Source organism: Solilutibacter pythonis (genome assembly GCF_003697345.1).
Taxonomy (GTDB): domain Bacteria; phylum Pseudomonadota; class Gammaproteobacteria; order Xanthomonadales; family Xanthomonadaceae; genus Solilutibacter; species Solilutibacter pythonis.
In genome coordinates, this window is the sequence record NZ_RFLY01000002.1 from 1 (window position 1) to 22043 (window position 22043).

The following is a 22043-nucleotide window of genomic DNA, read 5'->3' on the forward strand; positions in this document are numbered from 1 at the left end:
GACTGTTCTGTGTGGCCAGGTTCAGTTTTCCGAGCAGTTCGGTATCGGATAGGATGGCTGCGCGTAGCTGGGCTTCCTGGTCGGGAGATATGCCAGGTTGTTGGCCGAATTGGACGAGGATGGCTTCAAGTTTCGCATTGATATATTGGCCTTTCGAATTGGTCATCTTAAACCCCGCTTTCTGTGACTTGTAGCGCTATTCTTTTGATGCATGATGGGTATATCCCCCCATTGGGGAATTGCTTTAATTCTGGAGTTATTCCTATTGTCAGCCCATTTCTTTGATAGATTACGTTAAGTAAACGGCCAATATCTCCATTTATCTGGTCATGGTGAGGGCGCTCTTGATATCCCATGGATGTCAGTGATTCGTGGTATCCCTTGAAATCCATGGGGCAGGTTGGAGGCGTGTCTGTTCCCTCCCGCCCTTCTTTACTGAAATCCAGTTCAACGCCCCATCGTGTCTTTGATTTTTTGGTAATAAACTGAAGGTTAAATGACCAGCCATTACCTAATGGCTGATGGAAAAAGGGGCCGTTCGGGCCTGACCTGTCGAGTGTCAACCCCATCACCTCCTGAACCCGCTCAAGGGTGATGTCATCCCGGGATTCCACGCCTTCGATGAACTTCAGGAAACGTCGCCCCACCTCTTCCGCGCTCAGTGTCGGGTTGGGGGGGGGCTGGGCTTCCTGAGTGTTCATCGCGGGATTCTCCTGGGGCTTTGCGGGCGGGGGGGCGGCATGGTTGCCGGGCGGGCCGGCTGGCGGCCTTGTGTCGGGCAGGCGGCTCTGTGGCGGTGAAGCGCCGGTTTGTACGGCGCGGGTCGGCCCGGCGCAGGCGGCAAGCGCGGCGGCCGATAGCAGCAAGAGTGCTGAGCGCGTCATCGTCATTCCCCTCCTTGACTTGCAAGCTAACATGATCTAAGGGGCTGATGTCACCTCGGTGGGATCACGGCAATTGAGGCCGGTGCTGTGCGTGGGGGCTTGGCTGGGCTGGAACGCGGTGGAAGGTAACGAGACGATGCCCGTTTGGCAGTCGTAATGGCAGGCAGGAAGGGGGACTCTTCAGCAGACAGAAATATCCTTGCGGCGGCCAGCCCGGCTGGATGACTGGATCATCCGAACGGAATCCACGATGTTGCACGCTCCGATCGGGCATGGGCGGTGAGGACGTGAGCGAACTTGAAATCCTGCGTCGTTTCCTTGGGTTGTGCGTGTTGGGCCATTACGCCGTATTGTTGGTGTGGTTCGGTGTCTTCGTTTTTGTCGGCGATGGGCTGTACCGCTTGCACGCGCGCTGGTTCAGGCTGGGCCGGGAAGCCTTCGACGCGCTGCATTACGGCGGCCTGGCGGCGTACAAGATTGGGGTGCTGTTGTTCTTCTTCGTGCCGTGGTTCGCACTTCGTTAGTTGTAGCTGGTCGCGGTGTGCGCGCGTGGTAAAGTCGCGGGGCTGCGATGCGGCTCAATGGTCGCTTCGTCCGGTGCTTCCTTCGATCCCACGTACGAGATCCCGACATGCCCCAACTTGCCACGCGCATCGGTCGCGCCAAACCCAGCGCCATCATGGCGGTCGCCGAAAAGGCCAAGCAGCTCAAGGCCGAAGGCCGCGACATCATTAGCTTCTCCATCGGCGTGCCGAATTTCCTGCCTGGCCCGCACGTGTACGAGGCCGCGCGCGAGTCGCTGGCGAAGGACAGTGGCCAGTACGGCAGCAACCGTGGCAGTGATGCGCTGCTGGACGCCTTCCTCGCGCATATCGAGAAACTTGGCTTGACCGGGTATGGCCGCGCCAATTGCGCCACCGGCATCGGCGCCAAGCACATCCTCTACAACTTGGCGGAAGCATTGCTGGACGAGGGCGACACGATCGCCTTCCCGACCCCGTACTGGACCAGCTACCTGGACATCGCCGAAATCGTCAACGCCAAGGTCGATCTGCTGCCTTGCGGCCCGGAGCAGCATTACAAGCTGACCCCGGAACAGCTCGATGCCGCGCTGGCGAAGAAGCCACGGGTGTTCCTGTTCAACAATCCCTCCAACCCGACCGGCATGGTCTATACGAAGGACGAGATCGCCGCGCTGGCGGAGGTCATCGTCAAGTATCCGGATACCTGGATCGTCACCGACGATATCTACAACACGATGGTGTTCGACGGCGTGGGCTACCACAATTTCATCCACGTCCGTCCTGAACTGAAGGATCGGCTGATCTTCGTCGATTCGCTGTCCAAGACCTACGGCATGCCGGGTTGGCGTGTCGGCTTCATGGCCGGGCCGGAAGTCGTGGCCAAGGCGGTGACTACGATGAATTCCAACCACATCACCAACATCCCCGAGATCGTCACCGCGGCCGCCGTTGCCGCGTTGGCCGGCCCGCAGGACGTGCCGGAAGAGAAGTGCCGCGAGTTCCAGTCCAAGCGCGACCAGGTGATGGCGGCGATGGCGGCCATTCCCGGCATCGTCTGCCCCAAGCCAGAGGGGGCGTTCTACGTGTTTCCGGACGTCAGCGCCTATTTCGGCAAATCGCATGGCGGCCGGGTGATCGGCAACGACATCGAACTGTGCAATGCGCTGCTGGAAGCCAAGAGCGTGGCTTGCGTGCCCGGTTCCGCTTTCGGCGAGCCGCGTGCCTTGCGCATCAGCTATACCTGCCCGACGCCGCAATTGGCGCCGGGCCTGGAGCGCATCAAGGAATTCTTCGCGGAAATGGCCTGAGCCGGCGGCGATGCGCGTACTTGGGTTCCTGCTGCTGTTCGCACTGGTCGGCGCGCTGTTCCATTTTTCGGGCAGAAGCGGCGGCCTGGGTGATGGCGATACGCGCCAGGACAGCGGCAGCTTGCACTCGGACGACCCGCGCCGCATCAGCGGGGAGCGGGGCATCGTATTGCTCTATGCCGAATGGTGTGGCTATTGCCGCAAGCTGCGGGCCGATTTCAAGCGTGCCGGGTTGCGCTATACCGGGCTCGACGTGGATACGCTGGAAGGCGATCGTGCCATGCAGGCGCTGCGCGCGCGTGGCGTGCCGGTCACGGTGATCGGCCAGAACGTGGTGCACGGCTACGATACCGCGCGTTTGCAGACCTATCTTTCACCGCTCGGCTACCGCGTGTACTGAGCTTTTCTCCCCCAGACCCCGAGGATTGCCTCCATGAAAAAACCCGTCCGTGTTGCCGTGACCGGCGCCGCCGGCCAGATCGGTTACGCCCTGTTGTTCCGTATCGCTTCCGGCGAGATGCTCGGCAAGGACCAACCTGTCATCCTGCAAATGCTGGAGTTGCCGATGGAGAAGGCCCAGGCCGCGCTGAAGGGCGTGATGATGGAACTGGAGGACTGCGCGTTCCCGCTCCTGGCCGGCATGGTCGGCACCGACGATCCGGAAGTCGCCTTCAAGGATGCCGATTACGCCCTGCTGGTTGGCGCGATGCCGCGCGGCCCGGGCATGGAGCGCAAGGATCTGCTGCTGAAGAACGCCGAGATATTCACCGTGCAGGGCAAGGCGCTGAACAAGGTGGCGAGCCGCGACGTGAAGGTGCTGGTGGTGGGCAATCCGGCCAATACCAATGCCTATATCGCCATGAAGTCGGCACCGGAGCTGCCGGCGAAGAATTTCACCTCTATGCTGCGTCTCGACCACAATCGCGCCCTGTCGCAGCTCGCCAACAAGGCGGCCGTGGCCGTGGCCGACATCGAGAAGCTGGTGGTCTGGGGCAATCATAGTCCGACGATGTATCCGGATTACCGCTTCGCCACCGTCAACGGCGAATCGTTGAAGGACAGGATCGGCGATGCCGAATGGAACGCCGACACCTTCATTCCCACCGTGGGCAAACGCGGCGCGGCGATCATCGAGGCGCGCGGCCTGTCCTCGGCCGCCTCGGCCGCCAATGCCGCCATCGACCACATGCACGACTGGGCGCTGGGCACGGGCGGCGAGTGGGTGACGATGGGCGTGCCTTCCGATGGCTCCTACGGCATTCCGGAAGGCGTGATCTACGGCGTGCCGGTGATCTGCGAGAACGGCGAATACACGGTCATCAAGGACTTGCCGATCGACGATTTCAGCCGCGCGGCGATGGACAAGACCCTGGCCGAGCTGGAAGAGGAGCGTTCGGGCGTCGCCCATCTGCTCTGATCCGCGATGGCGGGATGTTGACGAAAACGGGGTGGCGAAGGCCGCCCCGTTTTTTCTTGGCCGTCCGCCATGACTTTCGACACGGCCTCGCGCCGATGCACTGGTGTAGCGTGGCGTGATCAGGAGGACAAGCCATGTTCATACCCAGATCGCACGCCGTCCGCACGGCGCTCGTCACGCTTTCCTGCGCCTTCGTGCTTGCACCACTCGCGCTCGCCGGCTACGACAAGCCGCCGGAACCCTTGCTCGGCGTGCTGCGCGCGCCGCTGCCCTCGGTGCCGCTGCTCGACCCGACCCGCCAGCGCATGCTGTTGATCCAGCAATCGCAATACCCGTCGATCGAGCGCGTGGCCGAGCCTTACCTCAAGCTGGCCGGCGTGCGCATCGAACCGCGCAACCATAGCCGCCACGATGCCGCCAACGGCTACGGCATCCGCACCTGCTTGCGGGGCGTGAGCATCGAGGACATCGCCAGCCACCAACAGACGCCGGTGGCGCTGCCGGTCAACGCCTGTATCGGCATGCCGACGTGGTCGCCGGATGGCAAACGTTTCGCTTTCACCAATACCACCGCCACTCATACCGAATTGTGGCTGGGCGATGCGACGAGCGGCAGGACGCGTCGCATCGAGGGCTTGCGTCTGAACCCGATTCTGGAAAGCGCAGTGCAATGGCTGCGCGGCAGCGACAGCCTGCTGGTGAAGCAGTTGCCGGCCAACCTTGGCCCGGCGCCGAGGCGGGCGATCGGCCCCGAGATCCGCGAGGCCATTGCCGGCAAGGGCGAGAGCAGCACCTACGAGGCCCGCGATACTTTGGGCAGCCCCGAGGACGAGGCTCTGTTCGAGTATTACGCCACGGCGCAGCTGGCCGTGGTCGATGCCGCCAGCGGCGGGGTGCGCACGGTGGGTGAGCCGGGTGCGCTGGCCGATGTCGAAGCGGCGCCGGATGGCCGCCACGTACGGGTGGAAACGCTGAAGCGGCCGTATTCCTACGTGACCACTTGGCAGCGCTTCGCGCGCGATGTCGATGTGGTCGATGTCGAGACCGGCAAGTCGGCGCGGGTGGCCTCGCTGCCCATCGCCGATCGCGTGCCGGTGCGCGGGGTGCCGGTCGGCCCGCGCGGTTTCGCATGGCAGGCCAACGTGCCGGCCACCCTGGTCTGGCCGGAAGCGCTCGACAACGGCGATTGGAAGGTGGAGGTGCCGCATCGCGACAGGCTGATGCGTTGGGCCGCGCCGTTCGACGGCCGGCCGCGGGAGGTGGCGCGCATCGTCCAGCGTTACAGCGGCGCGCGCTGGCTGGCCGAAGGCAGCGAACCGTTCGTCTACGAATACGATGCCAACCGCCAGTGGATACGGGTCAGCCGCATCGACATGGCCAATCCCGCCAAGCCGGCGCGGGTGGTCTGGGATTACTCGCAGAACGAGCGCTACGACAATCCCGGCTCGCTGTTGATGCGCACACGGCCCGACGGCAGCGCGGTGGTGTTGCAGGAAGGCGACCGGGTCTATCTGGCCGGCCCTGGCGGCACCGCGCGGGGCGACCGTCCGTTCCTCGATGGTTATTCGCTGGCCACCGGCAAGACCGAACGCCTGTTCCGCAGCGGCGACGACGGGCTGGAGCAGCCAGTCACCGTCCTGCCCGGCGGCCGGCGCTTCATCACCGTGCGGCAATCGCCGGCGGAGCCGCCCAATCTGTTCCTCCGCACGCTGGGCGCGGCCGTCGGCGCGGCCGCCAAGGGCGAGCCGGCATTCGCCTCGAAGGCCGAGCCGATCACCCGCATCCCCGATCCGACCCCGCAGGTGCGCGGCATCGGCAAGCGGCTGGTCACTTATCGGCGCAAGGATGGCGTGGCGCTCTCGTTCACCCTCTACACGCCGCCGGGTTACAAGGAAGGCACGAAGCTGCCGGCCATTCTCTACGCTTATCCGCAGGATTTCGCCGACCCCTCGCAGGCCGGGCAGATCAGCGGTTCCGAACAGCGTTTCGACGTGTTGCGCGGCCATCGTCTGTTGCTGCTGGCCGGTTACGCCATCATCGACAACGCCGCGTTCCCGATCGTCGGCGACCCGCGCACCGCCTATGACACCTATACCGAGCAACTGGTGGCGAACGCCGAGGCCGCCATCGACAAGGCGGTGGCGCTAGGCGTGGTCGACCGCGACCGCATCGGCGTCACCGGCCATAGCCATGGCGCGCTGATGAGCGCCAATCTGCTGGCGCATACCGGCCTGTTCCGCGCCGGTGTCGCCACCAGCGGCGGCTACAACAAGACGCTGACGCCGTTCGGCTTCCAGAACGAACGCCGCTCGCTGTGGCGGGCGCCGAAGGTGTACGACGAAGTCTCCGCCTATCAGCATGCCGACAAGATCAAGGTGCCGTTGTTGATCGTGCACGGCGCGGACGACGCCAACCCTGGCACCGAGCCGGTGCAGTCGCCCAAGTTGTTCCAGGCGATTCGCGGACTCGGCGGCACCACGCGGCTGGTAATGCTGCCGCACGAGCCGCACTGGTATACCGCGATGGAATCGAACGAGCAGGTGGTTTACGAGATGTTGAACTGGTTCGACCGCTACGTGAAGAACGCGCCGGCCAAGGCCGTGGCTGGCGGGGACGGCAAGCCTTGAGTATGCGGATGACGGAAGAGGGAAGCCGCCCGAGTATCGCCCTTCATCATGTCGATGCCCATCTGCTGGCGGCGGAGAAGCCGGCCGGCTTGCTCAGTGTGCCGGGTCGTCTACCAGCAAATCGAGACTGCCTGATCACACGCCTGCAATACGAGTTTCCCGATGCGATGACCGTGCATCGGCTCGACCAGGTGACCAGCGGACTGGTGTTGTTCGGGCGTGGCGCGGCGATGCAGCAAGCGCTGTCGATGCAGTTCGAACGGCGGCAGATATTGAAACGCTACGAAGCGCTGGTCGAGGGCCTGATTCAGGCCGATGCCGGCGAGATCAGCTTGCCGCTGATCTGCGACTGGGCCAACCGGCCCCGGCAGAAGGTGGATGCCGATGCCGGCAAGCCCGCATTGACGCGTTGGCGGGTACTGGCGCGCGACGAAGCCGCGTGCCGGACCCGCATCGAACTGGAGCCGGTCACGGGCCGCAGCCATCAGTTGCGCGTGCACATGGCGAGCATCGGTCATGTCATCGTCGGCGACGTGTTCTATGGCGCGGCGCCGGCCGCCCGCGTCTGTCTGCACGCCCTGGGGCTGATCTTCACCCATCCCGCCAGCGGTGAGCCGATGGCGATGGCCTCGTCGGCGCCGTTTTGACCGGCCGGGTGCTTGCCGGGCGGGGACGTGCAAGCCCGGCCCACATGGGGCCCCGGCGGGCCGGGCACGTCGCATCGCCTAGAATGATCCTTTCACCACCGTTGGAGCACGCATGACCGCCAAAGACTCCGCCGGCGCACGTTTCCGCGCCGCGCTCGCCGAAGAATCGCCATTGCAGGTGATGGGGGCGATCACCGCCTACGCCGGCCTGATGGCCAAACGTGTCGGCTACCGCGCGCTGTACCTTTCCGGCGGCGGCGTCGCCGCCAATTCGCTGGGCATGCCCGACCTCGGCATCTCGACGATGGAGGACGTGCTGACCGATGCGCGCCGCATCGTCGATGCCACCGGCATGCCGCTCTTGGTCGATATCGATACCGGCTGGGGCGGCGCGTTCAACATCGCCCGCACCGTCCGCAATTTCGAGCGCATCGGCGTGGCCGCCGTACACATGGAGGATCAGGTCGGGCAGAAGCGTTGTGGCCACCGCCCGGGCAAGGAAGTGGTGTCGAAGGCGGAGATGGTCGATCGGGTCAAGGCCGCCGTCGATGCGAAGACCGATGCCGGCTTCGTCATCATGGCGCGCACCGATGCCGCGGCGGTCGAGGGGATCGATTCGGCCATCGAACGCGCGGTGGCCTATGTCGAGGCCGGCGCCGACATGATCTTCCCCGAAGCGATGAAGACGCTGGCGGATTACCGCAAGTTCAAGGCGGCGGTCGGGGTGCCGATTCTCGCCAACCTGACCGAATTCGGTTCCACCCCGTTCTTCACCGTGGACGAGTTGCGCGAGGCCGGCGTGGACATCGCCCTCTACTGCTGCGGCGCCTACCGCGCGATGAACAAGGCCGCGCTGGGCTTCTACGAGACGGTGCGGCGCGAAGGCACCCAGAAGAACACCGTCGAGCAGTTGCAGACCCGCGCCGAGTTGTACGATTTCCTCGGCTATCACGCCTACGAGGACAAGCTCGACCAGTTGTTCTCCAAACCAAAATCCTGAGCAGGAGCCCCGCGCATGAGCAAGAGCAAAGCCACGCCCGCAGCCACCGTACCCGCCTCGCCCAAGGTGAAGAAGTCCGTCGCCCTGTCCGGTACCGCCGCCGGCAACACCGCGTTGTGCACGGTGGGCCGCACCGGCAACGACCTGGCCTACCGCGGCTACGACATCAAAGACCTGGCCACCAAGGCGACGTTCGAGGAGGTCGCCCATCTGCTGCTGCATGGCGCGCTGCCGACCGCCTCGCAGCTGAAAGCCTACAAGGCCAAGTTGAAGCGCCTGCGCGGCCTGCCCGCCATCGTGCAGGAAGCGCTGGAAATGATCCCGGCCAATGCCCATCCGATGGACGTGATGCGCACCGGCTGCTCGGTGCTGGGCACGGTGTTGCCCGAGCGCGAGGGGCACCCGGAATCCGAGGCGCGCGATATCGCCGACCGCCTCATCGCAAGCTTCGGCTCGATGCTGCTGTATTGGTGGCACTTCACCCGCAACGGCCGCCGCATCGATTGCGAGACCGATGACGATTCGGTCGCCGCGCACTTCCTGCATCTCCTGCATGGCGAGCCGCCCAGCGATCTGCATGCCGATGCGCTGGACAAATCGCTGATCCTCTACGCCGAACACGAATTCAACGCCTCCACCTTCACCGCGCGGGTCATCGCCGGTACCGGCAGCGATATGTATTCCTGCATCACCGGCGCGATTGGCGCCTTGCGCGGGCCGAAACACGGCGGCGCCAACGAGGTGGCGATGGACATCATCAGCCGCTATGCGAGCGCCGAGGCCGCCGAGGCCGACATCCGCGCGCGGATGGAGAAGAAGGAGATCATCATCGGCTTCGGCCATCCGGTCTACACCATCGGCGATCCGCGCAACCCGATCATCAAGAAGCTCAGCCAGAAGCTGTGCAAGGATGGCGGCAACCAGGCGCTGTTCGACGTCAGCGAGCGTATCGAGATGCTGATGATGGACACCAAGAAGATGTTCCCGAACCTCGATTGGTACAGCGCTTCCAGCTATCACATGATGGGTGTGCCGACGCCGATGTTCACCCCGCTGTTCGTCATCGCCCGCACCACCGGCTGGTCGGCGCATGTGATCGAGCAGCGCCAGGACGGCAAGATCATCCGCCCCGGCGCCCATTACACCGGGCCGGAGGATTGCAAGTTCGTGCCGATTGGCAAGCGCGGTTGAGACGGACGGCAGGAGCGGCGGGAATGTGTTTGCCCATCGCTCCCGCCGATTGTTGAAAATACGCCGGGGCGCATGTGCATATCCTCGGGCCTGGGCGGGATGCTTTCCTGGAGTTCCTGAGGAACCTCACCCCGCAGGCGCTTTTGTTCTCGGCGGCCATTGTCGTTTTGTCCCAGATAAAGCCGCCGGTTCTCGCCATGGCGAACGCGGGGCGCGCGCTTCTGGTGTTGGGGCTGCTTTCGATAGCGCTCCTGGCGGCACACGCAAATGTCGGGAAGTTTCTGGACAATGCCTTCAGCGGTAGCAGCCGGGCGCGCAAGACGACGCGCCGGATCAAGCGTATGGAGCCCGCATTTCGCAGGCGTTTCTTGCTCTTGCTGATTGCCGGTTGGCGCTATAGGCGAATCTCGTTCCTTGAATTTTTCGTTGCGGTTGCGGTGGTTTATTCCTGCCTGGTCGCGGTCCTGTTAATGGCGGTCTACAACGTGCTGAAATTGCTCGGCATGCGTTGACAGCGTGTCCGGGCCGATCCGGGCCCGATGCCGTCGCCTCGGCCGCCCAGGCGCGGCGACGAGTGGCGCGGAATGCCGAGGGTCGCTTCCCGCCGGCCGGATCGTCGGCGCTCAGCGGGCGATGGTCGCCGCCGTGGTCGAAGACATTGCGGCGCTCAGCCGATCGACAGCGCCAGCCGCGTGCCTTGCTCGATCGCCCGCTTGGCGTCGAGTTCCGCCGCCACGTCGGCGCCGCCGATGACGTGCGGTTCGATGCCTAGCGCGCGCAGTTCGTCGGCCAGTTCGCGGCGCGGCTCCTGTCCGGCGCAGACGACGACGTGATCGACCGGCAGCGTCTGTCGCTTGCCATCCACCGCGATGCGCAGGCCGGCGTCGTCCACGCCGAGGTATTCCACGCCGCCCAGCATGGTCACGCCTTTCGCCTTGAGCGTGGCGCGATGAATCCAGCCGGTGGTCTTGCCCAGCCGCTTGCCCGGTTTGCCGGGGCTTCGTTGCAGCAGCCACAGCTTGCGGGCGGCGGCGTCGGGTTGCGGCTTGCATAGCGAGCCGGCGCTTTCGAAGCCGGGATCGACGCCCCATTCCCGCATCCACAGCGCGGGATCGAGGCTGGGAGCGGGCGCATCGTCCTGGGCCAGGAACTCCGCCACGTCAAAGCCGATGCCGCCCGCGCCAATCAACGCCGCTCGGCCGCCGACCTTGACCCGGCCTTGCAACACGTCCAGATAGCTCACCACCTTGGGGTGGCCGGCGCCGGGGATGTCGACCTGGCGTGGGGAGATGCCGGTGGCGACGACCACCGCGTCGAACGCCTTGAGCATCGCGGCGTCCGCGCGCGTGTCCAGCCGCAGTTCGACGCCGGCATCGGCGATACGGTGGCCGAAATAGCGCAGGGTTTCGTGGAATTCCTCTTTGCCGGGGATCCGCTTCGCCAGGTTGAATTGACCGCCGATTTCGCCGGCCGCATCGAACAGGGTGACGCGATGGCCGCGTTCGGCGGCCGTACTGGCGCAGGCGAGTCCGGCCGGGCCGGCGCCAACCACGGCGATGCGCTTCGGCGCGGTGGCGGGCGTGGCGACGAACTCGTCCTCGCGGCAGGCGCGTGGATTGACCAGACAGGTGGCGGGCTTGTTCTGGAATACGTGATCGAGGCAAGCCTGATTGCAGGCGATGCAGGTATTGATGTGCCCAGCGCGTCCGGCATGCGCCTTGTTGACCCACTCTGGGTCGGCCAGCAACGGCCGCGCCATCGAGACCATGTCGGCATCGCCGCGCGCCAGCACGGCCTCGGCCACGTCCGGCATGTTGATGCGGTTGGTGGCGACCAGTGGCAGGCCGACGTGCGGGCGCAGCTTGGCGGTGACGCCGGTGAAGGCCGCGCGCGGCACCGAGGTGGCGATGGTCGGGATGCGCGCCTCGTGCCAGCCGATGCCGGTGTTGATGAGGGTCGCGCCGGCGGCTTCCACCGCTTGTGCCTGGGCGAGGATGGCGGGCCAATCGTTGCCGCCTTCGACCAGGTCGAGCATCGACAGCCGATAGACCAGGATGAAGTCCGGCCCGCAGGCTTCGCGCACGCGGCGCACGATTTCCACCGCGAAGCGCATGCGTTTTTCCGCATCGCCGCCCCAGGCGTCGGCGCGGTCGTTGGTGCGCGGCGCGGTGAACTGGTTCAGCAGATAGCCTTCGCTGCCCATGATCTCGACGCCGTCGTAGCCGGCGTCGCGCGCCAGCTTCGCGCTGTGGGCGAAGGCGTCGATCTGGCGTTCGACGGCGCGTGCCGAGAGCGCGCGCGGCTTGAACGGGGTGATCGGCGATGGTTTGTCGCTGGCGCCGACGATCAGTGGGTGGAAGCCGTAGCGCCCGGCATGCAGCAGTTGCAGGCAGATCTTGCCGCCGTGCCCATGCACGGCGCGGGTGACTTCGCGGTGGCGGCCGCGTTGCCACGGCCATTGCAGCGTGCCGGAGAACGGCTTGACCCAGCCGGAGAGATTGGGCGAGAAGCCACCAGTCACGATCAGGCCGACACCGCCCGCCGCGCGCTCGGCGAAATAGCGGGCCAGCTTGGGGAAATCCCGGGCGCGGTCTTCCAGCCCGGTGTGCATCGAGCCCATCAATACGCGATTTCTCAGCGTGGTGAAACCGAGATCGAGCGGGGTGAACAGGTGCGGGTAGCGCGTGGCGGTCGTATCCATCGGGAAAGCATACAGTTGCGTATGGCACGAGGCGAGCATCCTTGCCAGCGGTTGGCGAAGCGGGTTCGCCCGCCGTCCTCGACCATCGTCCAAGCCGGAGCGCTCACATGCCTCTGGCAAAATACGCGGGTTCACCGGGCAGCAACGCGCCACCCATCGACGCATGCCGCCTTTCATTTCCCCATGCAGGAGCCGGTCATGTCGAATCACGCCTATCGCAAACCCCTTCCGGGGACGCAACTTGAATGGTTCGATGCCGGCGAGGCGGTGGAGGCGCTGCAAGCCGGCGCCTGGGACAGGTTGCCGTATACGGCGAAAATTCATGCCGAGAACCTGGTGCGCCGCGCCGCGCCGGACAAGCTCGACAGCTATCTCGGCCAACTCGTCCAGCGAAAGCGCGAGCTGGATTTCCCGTGGTTCCCGGTGCGCGTGGTCTGCCACGACATCCTTGGCCAGACGGCATTGGTCGATCTGGCCGGCCTGCGCGATGCCATCGCCGAGGCCGGCGGCGACCCGGCCGAGATCAATCCGGTGGTGCCGACGCAGTTGATCGTCGACCACTCGCTGGCGGTGGAATGCGGCGGCTTCGACCCGGACGCCTTCGCCAAGAATCGGGCGATCGAGGACCGCCGCAACGCCGACCGTTTCGATTTCATCGAATGGACGAAGAAGGCGTTCAAGAACGTCGACGTGATCCCGCCGGGCAACGGCATCATGCACCAGATCAATCTGGAGAAGATGTCGCCGGTGGTGTACGTCGACGAAGGTGTGGCCTTCCCCGATACCTGCGTGGGCACCGACTCGCATACGCCGCACGTCGATGCGCTGGGCGTGATCGCCGTTGGTGTGGGCGGGCTGGAAGCGGAGAACGTGATGCTTGGCCGCGCCTCGTGGATGCGCCTGCCGGATATCGTCGGCGTGGAGTTGACCGGCAAGCCCGCGCCGGGCATCACCGCCACCGACGTCGTGCTGGCCCTGACCGAGTTTCTGCGCCAGGAAAAAGTGGTTGGCGCCTACCTCGAATTCTTCGGCGAGGGCGCCGGGCACCTGACCGTCGGCGACCGCGCCACCATCTCCAACATGACGCCGGAATATGGCGCCACCGCCGCGTTGTTCTACATCGACCGGCAGACCATCGATTACCTCCGCCTGACCGGCCGCGACGAGGCGCAGGTGCGGTTGGTGGAAACCTATGCCAAGGCCGCCGGGTTGTGGGCCGATGCGATGAAGAATGCCGAATACGAGCGCGTGCTGCGCTTCGATCTTTCCAGTGTGGTGCGCAACATGGCCGGGCCGTCCAATCCGCATCGCCGCCTGCCGGTCGGCGAGCTGGCCACGCGCGGCATCGCCGTCGATCTCGATCGGGCGCGCGCCGAGGAAGCCCGTGGCCTGATGCCCGATGGCGCGGTGATCATCGCCGCGATCACCTCCTGCACCAATACCTCGAACCCGCGCAACGTCATCGCCGCCGGCCTCCTGGCGCGTAACGCCAACGCGCGCGGACTCGTTCGCAAGCCGTGGGTCAAGAGTTCGCTCGCGCCCGGCTCCAAGGCGGTCGAGCTGTATCTGGAAGCGGCGGGCCTGTTGCCGGAACTGGAAAAGCTCGGCTTCGGCATCGTGGCGTTCGCCTGCACCACCTGCAACGGCATGAGTGGCGCGCTCGATCCGGCGATCCAGCGGGAGATCATCGACCGCGACCTGTACGCCACCGCGGTGCTGAGCGGCAACCGCAACTTCGATGGCCGCATCCACCCCTACGCCAAGCAGGCGTTCCTGGCTTCGCCGCCGCTGGTGATCGCCTACGCCATCGCCGGCACCGTGCGTTTCGACATCGAAAAAGACGTGCTGGGCATCGACGCGCAAGGTAACGAAGTGCGGTTGAAGGACGTCTGGCCAAGCGACGAGGAAATCGACGCGGTGGTGAAGGCCAGCGTCAAGCCCGAGTTCTTCCGCCAGGTCTACGAGCCGATGTTCAAACTGCGGGTGGAAGGCGGTGGGCGCGCCACGCCGTTGTACGACTGGCGGCCGCAATCGACCTATATCCGTCGCCCGCCGTATTGGGAAGGCGCATTGGCGGGCGAGCGCACGTTGCGCGGCATGCGTCCGCTGGCGGTGCTGGGTGACAACATCACCACCGATCATCTTTCGCCTTCCAACGCGATTCTGCCCTCAAGCGCCGCCGGCGAGTACCTGGCGAAGATGGGCCTGCCGGAAGAGGATTTCAATTCCTACGCGACGCATCGCGGCGACCACCTGACCGCGCAGCGCGCGACCTTCGCCAACCCCAAGTTGATCAACGAAATGGCGGTGGTCGATGGCGAAGTGAAGCAGGGTTCGCTGGCGCGCGTCGAGCCGGAGGGGGAGGTGATGCGGATGTGGGAGGCGATCGAAACCTACATGCGGCGCAAACAGCCGCTCGTCATCATCGCCGGCGCCGATTACGGCCAGGGCAGTTCGCGCGACTGGGCCGCCAAGGGCGTGCGGCTGGCGGGGGTGGAGGCGATCGTCGCCGAGGGCTTCGAGCGCATCCACCGCACCAATTTGATCGGCATGGGCGTGCTGCCATTGGAGTTCAAGCCGGGCACCGACCGCAAGACCCTGGCCATCGACGGCACCGAGACGTTCGACGTGATCGGCGAGCGCATGCCGGGCGCGACCTTGACCCTGGTGATCCATCGCAAGGACGGCGAACGCGTGGAGGTGCCGGTGACCTGCCGCCTCGATACCGCCGAGGAGGTCGAGGTCTACGGCGCGGGCGGGGTGCTGCAACGCTTCGCGCAGGATTTCCTGGCATCCAACAGCGAGGCGGCTTGAGATGAGCACGAAGCCACAACTCCGGATTCCCGCCACTTACATGCGCGGCGGCACCAGCAAGGGCGTGTTCTTTCGCTCGCAGGATCTGCCGGAAGCCGCGCGCGTGCCCGGCCCGGTGCGCGATGCGCTGCTGATGCGGGTGATCGGTTCGCCCGACCCCTATGCCCAGCACATCGATGGCATGGGATGCGCGAGTTCCAGTACCAGCAAATGCGTGATCATCTCGCCGAGCACGCGGCCCGGCCATGACGTCGATTATCTGTATGGCCAGGTCGCCATCGGCGAAGCCTTCGTGGACTGGAGCGGCAACTGCGGCAACCTCTCGACGGCGGTCGGTCCTTTCGCCATCGCCAATGGCTTCATCGACAAGTCGCGCCTGCCGGAGAACGGCATGTTCGCGGTCAAGGTGTGGCAGGCCAACATCGGCAAGACCATCATCGTCAACGTGCCGATCGCCGACGGCGAGGTGCGGGAAACCGGTGATTTCGAGCTGGATGGCGTGACCTTCCCGGCGGCGGAGATCGTGCTGGAGTTCATCGACCCTTCCGACGACGGCGAAGCCGGCGGGGCGATGTTCCCCACCGGCAACGAGGTTGACGAGCTCGACGTGCCGGGCGTGGGCAAGCTGAGGACGACGATGATCAGCGCCGGCATCCCCACCGTCTTCGTCAACGCCGCCGACATCGGCCTTGAGGGCGGCGAGTTGCAAAAGGACATCAACACCGATGCCGCGCGGCTGGCGATGTTCGAGGCGATTCGGACCGCCGGCGCGCTGCGCATGGGCCTGATCAAGGAAGCCGGGGAGGCCGCCAAGCGCCAGCACACGCCGAAAGTGGCTTTCGTCGCCCCTGCCGCCGATTATCTGGCTTCCAGCGGCAAGCGCGTCCGTGCCGACGAAATCGACCTCCGCGTGCGCGCGTTGTCGATGGGCAAGCTGCACCACGCGATGATGGGCACTGCCTCGGTCGCGATCGCCGCCGCCGCCGCTGTGCCGGGCACGTTGGTGAACCTGGCCGCGGGTGGCGGCGCGCGCGAGGCGGTGCGCTTCGGCCATCCTTCCGGCACCTTGCGCGTCGGCGCCGCGGCGGAACGGATCGACGGCCAGTGGACGGTGAAGAAAGCGGTGATGAGCCGCAGCGCGCGCGTGTTGATGGAAGGCGCGGTGCGAGTGCCGGCGCAGACACTGGAGCGCTGAGGCCGCGTCGGTAAACAAAACTGTTCGGCCAAGCTCGGGGGCGGCGGCGGCATGGCCCGCCTTCCGCGTGTCCGGGTTGAGGCCATGTTTCCGGGCCTCCCGGGCGATGCGGCTCTCTCCCTTGCGGGTGGGGGCGCATCGGCCGGGAGGCGGCGGCTCAATCAGTAAAAACGCCAGATTGGCGGGGTAGCGCCGCATGAAGTCGCGTGAGTCCGAATCGATGCGGACGCCCGTTGATGACGTAACGCATTTCAAGCCCCCCCTCGGCGACATCGTCCCAGGCCAAACGCTCCGTTATTGGGCGGCGTACCGGCGGTCACGGCGGTGCCGGATGGCCTTTCCGTGCTTCAATCCAATACACCGCAACATTTCGAGCTCGCCCCGCCGCCATGCGGAAGCAGTCACAGGATTCGTTGAATAAGGTTGACCGATGCCCTCCAGACGGTAATAACCCACCGCAAGGCCGACCTGGTAGCAATCGATTGCCTGCCGGTCGCCTCCATGGTTTCCACGCATCCGGCGGATAAGCGACTCGACTTGGCCTGCCCGCCATTGCGCGCGATCGACGTCTTGCGTCATACCGCGTGACTTGGGCAGCCATAGTGTCATGGCGGAGAGTCTCAGCAGACACAGCCATTTGCGGACTCCGCTGGGCAGCCATCGCCAAGGCGCACTGGCCCGGTGCTCATGGCTTTGGTGTTTCCATGCCTGTTTCATGTTTCCCTCATTCTCATCCAGGCTTTTATCCCGAAGCCTGTGACTGGCAGTGCCGGTATGCGGCCCACGGCTACCGCCGCCTGGCTGTCTTCAGCCCCGCGTCCACCACCTGGACGCAGGTGTAGATCAGTTCCTGATAAGTCGAGACCCGGTGGTCGTCCCGTGGTCCTCGCGATTGCGTCACGGCGCAGCGGTATTCCTGTGCGGGTGTGTCCTGGTCAGCTTCGGTAGTGACGTAGCGTTCGATGTCGGGACCGTCTTTGCGCAACTCGAAAAGCATGGCCCGCTGGCGGGAGTCCAGGTACAGGCGCTCCAGTTTTTCGCCGGGCCGTTTGCGGGTGAACTGCACCGGAAGCGCATGGCCTTCCGGTGACTCGAATCGCGCCATTACCCAAAAGCCACCGGCGATGATCACCGGCTTGATGTTGCCCTTGTACAAATACTGCCCCGATTTTGCCTCTTGCTCACTCAACGTTGGCCCAGGCGAGACGCCAACGCCATGGATGTAACCGGAACTCAATGGAATCAGCACGCTAGTGCGTGCGGGCACCTGCACCGTCGCGCCATTGACGATGGCGGTTTGCGGGTCGCGGGAACGATTATTCACCGCCAACCCCTTGCCATCGAACAGGCTGCCGCTGCCGATGAGACCGTAACCGTTGCGCACGAATGCCGCGCCCGTCATGCCATACCCCACGGTAAATGTGCTTTGCATGGACTTGTTTTGGCCGGCGATCGACAAGGCCGTGGTATCGGAGAACGGCCCCAGCCGGGCCATCACGTAGCTGGTCGCGGCGTGGTGGATGCTACCGTCGCCCGATTGATCGCGCGTGGCGCTGATCGAAACCGAGCGCGGGTGCTCGTATTGCGTTGCCGCGAAGGGCCGTGAGTAGCTGGCCGTGATCAACGCCATGGTTCGCACCAACAAGCCTTGGGACGAATCGCTTCATGGCGCTTGACTTTCAAGACGGTTACTCATGGCAGTACCTTGCGAAACGAGCTGCTGCGCAAGCCGTTCCAATTGAATCCGGTCGTGGCCCGGAATGTCGCGCGGCTGAAATCCAGGGCATGGGTTTTGTACCGGGTGTAGGTCGGTCGTACCGGATAGGCGCGGTGCTCGATGCCAGCCGTCAATGAGCGATAGGTGGTGCTTGAATAACACTTGAGACTGTTGACCAACAGGCGGCAACTGTCCGATATGCAGCCTTGGGTTATTGGTGTTGGCTATTGCTTGGGTACGCTGTCATGGGGGAGGGGTGTCGTTCCGGTCTTGATAGGGCCGGATTTCATTGGCATCCACCGCAAAGAAGAGGGCGGCGTGCAGGATGCTCGCACCGTTGTCAATATCGAATGGACAGAAATTCTTCTTTAATAGAATTTTCATATTGATGTTCTTGACGCAGGCTCTCAGCGGCTTCGTGATAAACTTTATCCGAACAGTGGGTGCGTGCTGCCAATTAAATGGAGAATATATAAATAGCCCATATTCCGTTGGCGAACATGGTTGTTGCGTTACGGAAGCCATTAATGGCTGATGAGTGGGCGGAGCCCGTCCAGGAAGTTGCCGGCGCAACTGTTGATTAATTGAATGGTGGGCGGAATTTTTGAAATAACCGCCACGGTAGCCGTTCACGGTATGGCGCCGTTGATTACCTGGAACAGGGCCTTGTATTCGCGCTACAGTTCGATTCCGAAATGAATGGCGTGGGAGATATTGGTCGGTCAGGTGGCTTTCCGGCGCGAAAACCATCGCCGATGTTTGGCGTCTCCCCGTAACTTCCTGAGCAGCGGCATGGCAAGGTCGAGTCGATGAACCATAAGCCGTTTCTATCAGAGGCCCTGGCATTGGTCGCAGCTCGGCTGCTTCGAAGTCGTGGTCAACGCCTGCGCCTGATGTTGTGGGTGGCCGGGGGCAAGGCAGTGCAGTGATCCTGGGTGGGCAGACCTTACGATCCATTACGTGCGTCTACCGCAAACGTTGGCCGGTCTCGTGCTTCGTTATCTTTCCCATGCCCATGCCCATGCCCATGCCCGGCAATGCCGTCATGCTGCTTTAAGGTGGACAACACGCGCCGGCCTCGGATAGTCATCGAGGCACAGGCGTGCGCGTTTGCCGGTGAGTGGGGCGGTGGCTCAGTGCCACCGGGATGCGTTGCCGGGGGCAGCGGCAGGTCTGGCTGGCTTCCATTGGTGGGCTTGATGGGCTGGGTCGCGGGCTTGGCCTCGCGGATGGCGATATCGCCAGCGGCGTGGCGGTAACTGCTCGGACGGGCGTCGTGTTACCGACATGGTCGGCGGCCGGAATTGCTGGATAGCACTGGAGGCAGCCCCGGACAGCGGTGGATGCCGGAGAGCAAAAAGCCCGCATTTCTGCGGGCTTTTTGGATGTTTCGGCGCAATGCCAACCACCTGGATGGTGGCCGGGGAGGGAATCGAACCCCCGACACGGGGATTTTCAATTTCTTTGGAATCAATAACTTATTGATTGTTTGGCGAAGTCCAGCGTAGTACCTGGAAGTCAAAAGCAGTTGTGAAACAGTAGGTTAGCGTAGCCTGAAGAAGTGCGCGAAAACTGCGCACTGTACCTGTGGTGTACCTCAGGAATCGCGCCACGCCCCTTCGTAGTCCTGGCCACCGTAGAACACGCCGAGGATCGACACCACTTCCCGTTCGGCGTCCACTAGGAACGCGATCACGGCGGCGCCACGGTAGTTGGTAATCCGAAGACCTTGGAAAAGATCGTCTCGCTTTGTTCCCCGCTCCGGGAACGTCTCCAGCCCCTCGCAATAGGCCACGATGGCATCGATGTAGCGGATGGCTGCAAACGTCGCCCCGGCACTGATGATGTATTCCTCGATCGCGGCGAGCTGGGCGATCGCCTCGGGTGCGAACTCGACCCGGAAGCTCACGCGCGGCGCCGACGCTTCTCTGCCAACTGCTCGCGAGCCTGGCCAACCGACAGGGCACGCTCCGGGTCGGCCTTCAAGGCCTGAGCCGCCGGCACCACCTGCTCACGCAACCACGCCTCCATCGCCCGGTCGCGGGCCAGCAGCGTGCGCAGGCCATCCCGGACAACCTCGCTCTCTGTCGCGTACTCGCCCGCCGCGACCTTAGCCTTGACCAGATCGGCCATCTCGTTGGGAAGCGTGATACTCAGCTGCCGGGTTGATCGCATGGCGAGCCTCCAAGAACCTAATGGGATTTAATCCTACTCTACCGCAGCCGGCAAGAAGGAGGCAACGATGAACGATCCGCATCGGCACGACAGGCAAGGGGAGCAGCCAACAAAAAGGAAGCCTTTCAAGGCACGAGCCTTCAAGGACCTGAAGGCTTGGCAACTGGCGGTATTGGGTGGCCTCGGCGTATTTGCCTCCTCGCTCACTGCCTACTTCCTCGCACAGATCTGGCCGCTCTATGTTGAGGCGATTGGCTCCAACGAAGCTCTTTCCTGGCTTGGCTTGGTCGTCTCCGCGTACTTGGGAATGATCGCCTCGGCAGCGTTCCTGTTCACGGCTGTAAGCAAGCGTTGTGGAGAGCTGCTCTATCGGCGCCACTTCGACTAGCCCCCATTCCGATAGTTCTTCCACTTTGAGCCGCGCCGGTCGTAGGGCATCCCCATAGATGCCCAGCCCGGCGCGTGCTTCATCACGGGCTAAGCCGGCTTATCACGGACCGCTCCCATCACTGTGTGACACATACCGGCGACAGCCTATCCTGCAATAGTCCTCCTCCTCTTTTCCCTTTCGTACGTACGAAAAAAAACCGCCCTTGTGCAGGACGGTCTTGAAAAGCGGGTTTGCAGGGTGGTCGGCGGGAGGATAGGCTTTCTCATGAGAAAATGGCCCAAAGGGACAACTGTGACCACATATGAGCAGCCCGACGAGGACGCCGCCTACCTAGCGTTCCTGCAGGAGCGGCAGAAGCTGGTCGTCGCGATCTAGGAATGGAGGTAGCCGGGACTTCTATCGTCTTAGTTCGACATGGAAGCTGTCCAAGCCTGGGGCAAAGCATCTGAAGAACTGGATCAGTTCCTCGATTTCCTGCCATCCCTCCTTTGTCACCGACTCCGCAATCTGACAGATCACGACCCCTTTCTTGGGATCAAACCGATAGCCGAAGCTATGGGCCTCTCCTGTGCCCCTAGCTTTTCTGCGGCGCTTACAGGCACCCTCGTGCTTCGTCATTATTGCTTCCCCTCCTTGACGGTGTTCTTGGATGGCAGTGTCGATTTCAGGCGCTCCTGCAAGGCGTTCCGATAAGCAGGATTCGGAACGAATACCGAGCGTCCCATTGCCACATGCTCCAGCCGCCTGGAAGAAGTTTGAAGGCCCGTTCTAGGGTCAAGGCGGTTGGATACCGGGTTCAGCATGTCGTTGGCGCCACGCCCCAGCCGCCCCGGCATGCGTGCCACCGATGCGGCGCCTGCCGCCATCTGGCCGAAGGTGATGGCCGCCGCAGACATGCCACCGGCCAAGCCTGCCGCCAGCCCGCCCACGCGGTACAGAAGCAGCAGGATGACGATGGAGAGCACGCTAAGCGACAAGGCCGTGAACAGCGTGTTCTGCTCGCCAGTAATGTCCACCGTTCCAATGAAGGCCGCAAAGATCTTCATCATGAACGCGGCCACGGCTGCCACCAGGGCGATAGTCATGATGGCTGTCATGACTTGGGCGAACCACTGCTCGAACCATTTGGCTGTCACCGGGAACATCAGGCACATGACGAATAGGGGGCCGATTCCGAGAAGCAGGGGCAAGGTGGCTTTGGCGACCACGATCATGGCGCCAGCAGGGAGGCCAACGATCAAGGTGGCAATGCCGATAGCGATGGCATTGACGTACTCTCCAATCGCCATTGGGCTCTCGGTGAGCCCTCGGTCGCCTGCTTGTTCCCATAGGTCGGCCGCTATGTCCCATCCCTGGCCAAGCGTCGTGTCGATCGTGGCATAGACCGACATGGGCGATCCTGTCGCCGTTCTGGAGAAGGCGGATGCCAATCCATCCTCCAGACCGCGGATAA

Annotated in this window: 20 protein-coding genes; 13 read left to right on the forward strand and 7 right to left on the reverse strand. The window is 63.9% G+C overall.

Going from position 1 to position 22043, the window contains the following annotated elements; translation table 11 throughout:
• Positions 1 to 167 precede the first annotated feature (167 nt).
• The gene (locus tag EBB59_RS13355) at positions 168 to 701 is read right to left on the reverse strand and encodes a hypothetical protein (RefSeq protein ID WP_147455473.1); all 534 of its coding nucleotides are present in this window, start codon (positions 699 to 701) and stop codon (positions 168 to 170) included.
• A 470-nt stretch (positions 702 to 1171) separates the two neighbouring features.
• Here EBB59_RS13355 and EBB59_RS01435 point away from each other — a divergent pair, with 470 nt between their 5' ends.
• The 9 genes from EBB59_RS01435 (at position 1172) to EBB59_RS01475 (ending at position 10109) form a co-directional block, all read left to right on the forward strand.
• Positions 1172 to 1408 carry a DUF6868 family protein gene (locus tag EBB59_RS01435; RefSeq protein ID WP_211327672.1) on the forward strand — a complete coding sequence of 79 codons (237 nt, stop codon included), beginning with the start codon at positions 1172 to 1174 and terminating at the stop codon, positions 1406 to 1408.
• Between the two features lie 107 nt (positions 1409 to 1515).
• Positions 1516 to 2715 carry a pyridoxal phosphate-dependent aminotransferase gene (locus EBB59_RS01440; protein WP_122100384.1) on the forward strand — a complete coding sequence of 400 codons (1200 nt, stop codon included), beginning with the start codon at positions 1516 to 1518 and terminating at the stop codon, positions 2713 to 2715.
• Between the two features lie 10 nt (positions 2716 to 2725).
• Positions 2726 to 3115 (forward strand): glutaredoxin family protein, encoded by a 390-nt coding sequence (locus EBB59_RS01445; RefSeq protein ID WP_122100385.1) that lies wholly within the window; start codon positions 2726 to 2728, stop codon positions 3113 to 3115.
• Between the two features lie 33 nt (positions 3116 to 3148).
• Entirely contained in the window at positions 3149 to 4132 is a 984-nt protein-coding gene (locus tag EBB59_RS01450) for a malate dehydrogenase (protein WP_122100386.1), read from the forward strand.
• A 134-nt stretch (positions 4133 to 4266) separates the two neighbouring features.
• Positions 4267 to 6759: a S9 family peptidase gene (locus EBB59_RS01455; protein WP_122100387.1), complete on the forward strand. Its 2493-nt coding sequence runs from the start codon at positions 4267 to 4269 to the stop codon at positions 6757 to 6759.
• 8 nt (positions 6760 to 6767) lie between these two features.
• Positions 6768 to 7406, forward strand: a complete 639-nt coding sequence (locus EBB59_RS01460) for an RluA family pseudouridine synthase (protein WP_122100555.1) — start codon at positions 6768 to 6770, stop codon at positions 7404 to 7406.
• Between the two features lie 112 nt (positions 7407 to 7518).
• Entirely contained in the window at positions 7519 to 8406 is an 888-nt protein-coding gene (gene prpB / locus EBB59_RS01465; RefSeq protein ID WP_122100388.1) for a methylisocitrate lyase, read from the forward strand.
• A 15-nt stretch (positions 8407 to 8421) separates the two neighbouring features.
• Positions 8422 to 9597: a bifunctional 2-methylcitrate synthase/citrate synthase gene (gene prpC, locus EBB59_RS01470; RefSeq protein ID WP_122100389.1), complete on the forward strand. Its 1176-nt coding sequence runs from the start codon at positions 8422 to 8424 to the stop codon at positions 9595 to 9597.
• Between the two features lie 74 nt (positions 9598 to 9671).
• Positions 9672 to 10109, forward strand: coding sequence for a hypothetical protein (locus EBB59_RS01475; protein WP_122100390.1), 438 nt, complete (start codon positions 9672 to 9674; stop codon positions 10107 to 10109).
• A gap of 155 nt (positions 10110 to 10264) precedes the next feature.
• Here the strand turns inward: EBB59_RS01475 and EBB59_RS01480 are convergent, their stop codons facing one another.
• The gene (locus tag EBB59_RS01480; RefSeq protein ID WP_122100391.1) at positions 10265 to 12298 is read right to left on the reverse strand and encodes an NADPH-dependent 2,4-dienoyl-CoA reductase; all 2034 of its coding nucleotides are present in this window, start codon (positions 12296 to 12298) and stop codon (positions 10265 to 10267) included.
• 198 nt (positions 12299 to 12496) lie between these two features.
• Between EBB59_RS01480 and acnD the strand changes: the two genes are divergently transcribed.
• From acnD to EBB59_RS13700, 3 genes are all read left to right on the forward strand, one after another.
• Positions 12497 to 15112 carry a Fe/S-dependent 2-methylisocitrate dehydratase AcnD gene (gene acnD, locus EBB59_RS01485; RefSeq protein WP_122100556.1) on the forward strand — a complete coding sequence of 872 codons (2616 nt, stop codon included), beginning with the start codon at positions 12497 to 12499 and terminating at the stop codon, positions 15110 to 15112.
• Position 15113: 1 nt separating this feature from the next.
• Positions 15114 to 16307, forward strand: a complete 1194-nt coding sequence (prpF, locus tag EBB59_RS01490; RefSeq protein ID WP_122100392.1) for a 2-methylaconitate cis-trans isomerase PrpF — start codon at positions 15114 to 15116, stop codon at positions 16305 to 16307.
• A 423-nt stretch (positions 16308 to 16730) separates the two neighbouring features.
• Positions 16731 to 16895 carry a hypothetical protein gene (locus tag EBB59_RS13700; protein WP_158601681.1) on the forward strand — a complete coding sequence of 55 codons (165 nt, stop codon included), beginning with the start codon at positions 16731 to 16733 and terminating at the stop codon, positions 16893 to 16895.
• A gap of 199 nt (positions 16896 to 17094) precedes the next feature.
• On the opposite strand, the gene EBB59_RS01495 is transcribed toward EBB59_RS13700, so the two are convergent.
• The 4 genes from EBB59_RS01495 to EBB59_RS01505 all read right to left on the reverse strand — a co-directional run bounded on the left by EBB59_RS01495 (position 17095) and on the right by EBB59_RS01505 (position 20199).
• A complete protein-coding gene (locus EBB59_RS01495) occupies positions 17095 to 17937 on the reverse strand; it encodes a hypothetical protein (RefSeq protein WP_122100393.1) in 843 nt (280 codons plus the stop codon).
• 330 nt (positions 17938 to 18267) lie between these two features.
• The gene (locus EBB59_RS13360) at positions 18268 to 18657 is read right to left on the reverse strand and encodes a hypothetical protein (protein ID WP_147455474.1); all 390 of its coding nucleotides are present in this window, start codon (positions 18655 to 18657) and stop codon (positions 18268 to 18270) included.
• 964 nt (positions 18658 to 19621) lie between these two features.
• Positions 19622 to 19933, reverse strand: a complete 312-nt coding sequence (locus EBB59_RS01500; RefSeq protein ID WP_122100394.1) for a type II toxin-antitoxin system RelE/ParE family toxin — start codon at positions 19931 to 19933, stop codon at positions 19622 to 19624.
• Entirely contained in the window at positions 19930 to 20199 is a 270-nt protein-coding gene (locus EBB59_RS01505; protein ID WP_122100395.1) for a ribbon-helix-helix domain-containing protein, read from the reverse strand. The genes EBB59_RS01500 and EBB59_RS01505 overlap by 4 nt, the downstream gene beginning before the upstream one ends.
• A gap of 67 nt (positions 20200 to 20266) precedes the next feature.
• On the opposite strand from EBB59_RS01505, the gene EBB59_RS01510 reads away from it, so the two are divergent.
• The gene (locus EBB59_RS01510) at positions 20267 to 20587 is read left to right on the forward strand and encodes a hypothetical protein (RefSeq protein WP_122100396.1); all 321 of its coding nucleotides are present in this window, start codon (positions 20267 to 20269) and stop codon (positions 20585 to 20587) included.
• A gap of 620 nt (positions 20588 to 21207) precedes the next feature.
• Here the strand turns inward: EBB59_RS01510 and EBB59_RS01520 are convergent.
• Positions 21208 to 22041 (reverse strand): TrbL/VirB6 family protein, encoded by an 834-nt coding sequence (locus tag EBB59_RS01520; protein WP_281273206.1) that lies wholly within the window; start codon positions 22039 to 22041, stop codon positions 21208 to 21210.
• Positions 22042 to 22043: the final 2 nt, after the last annotated feature.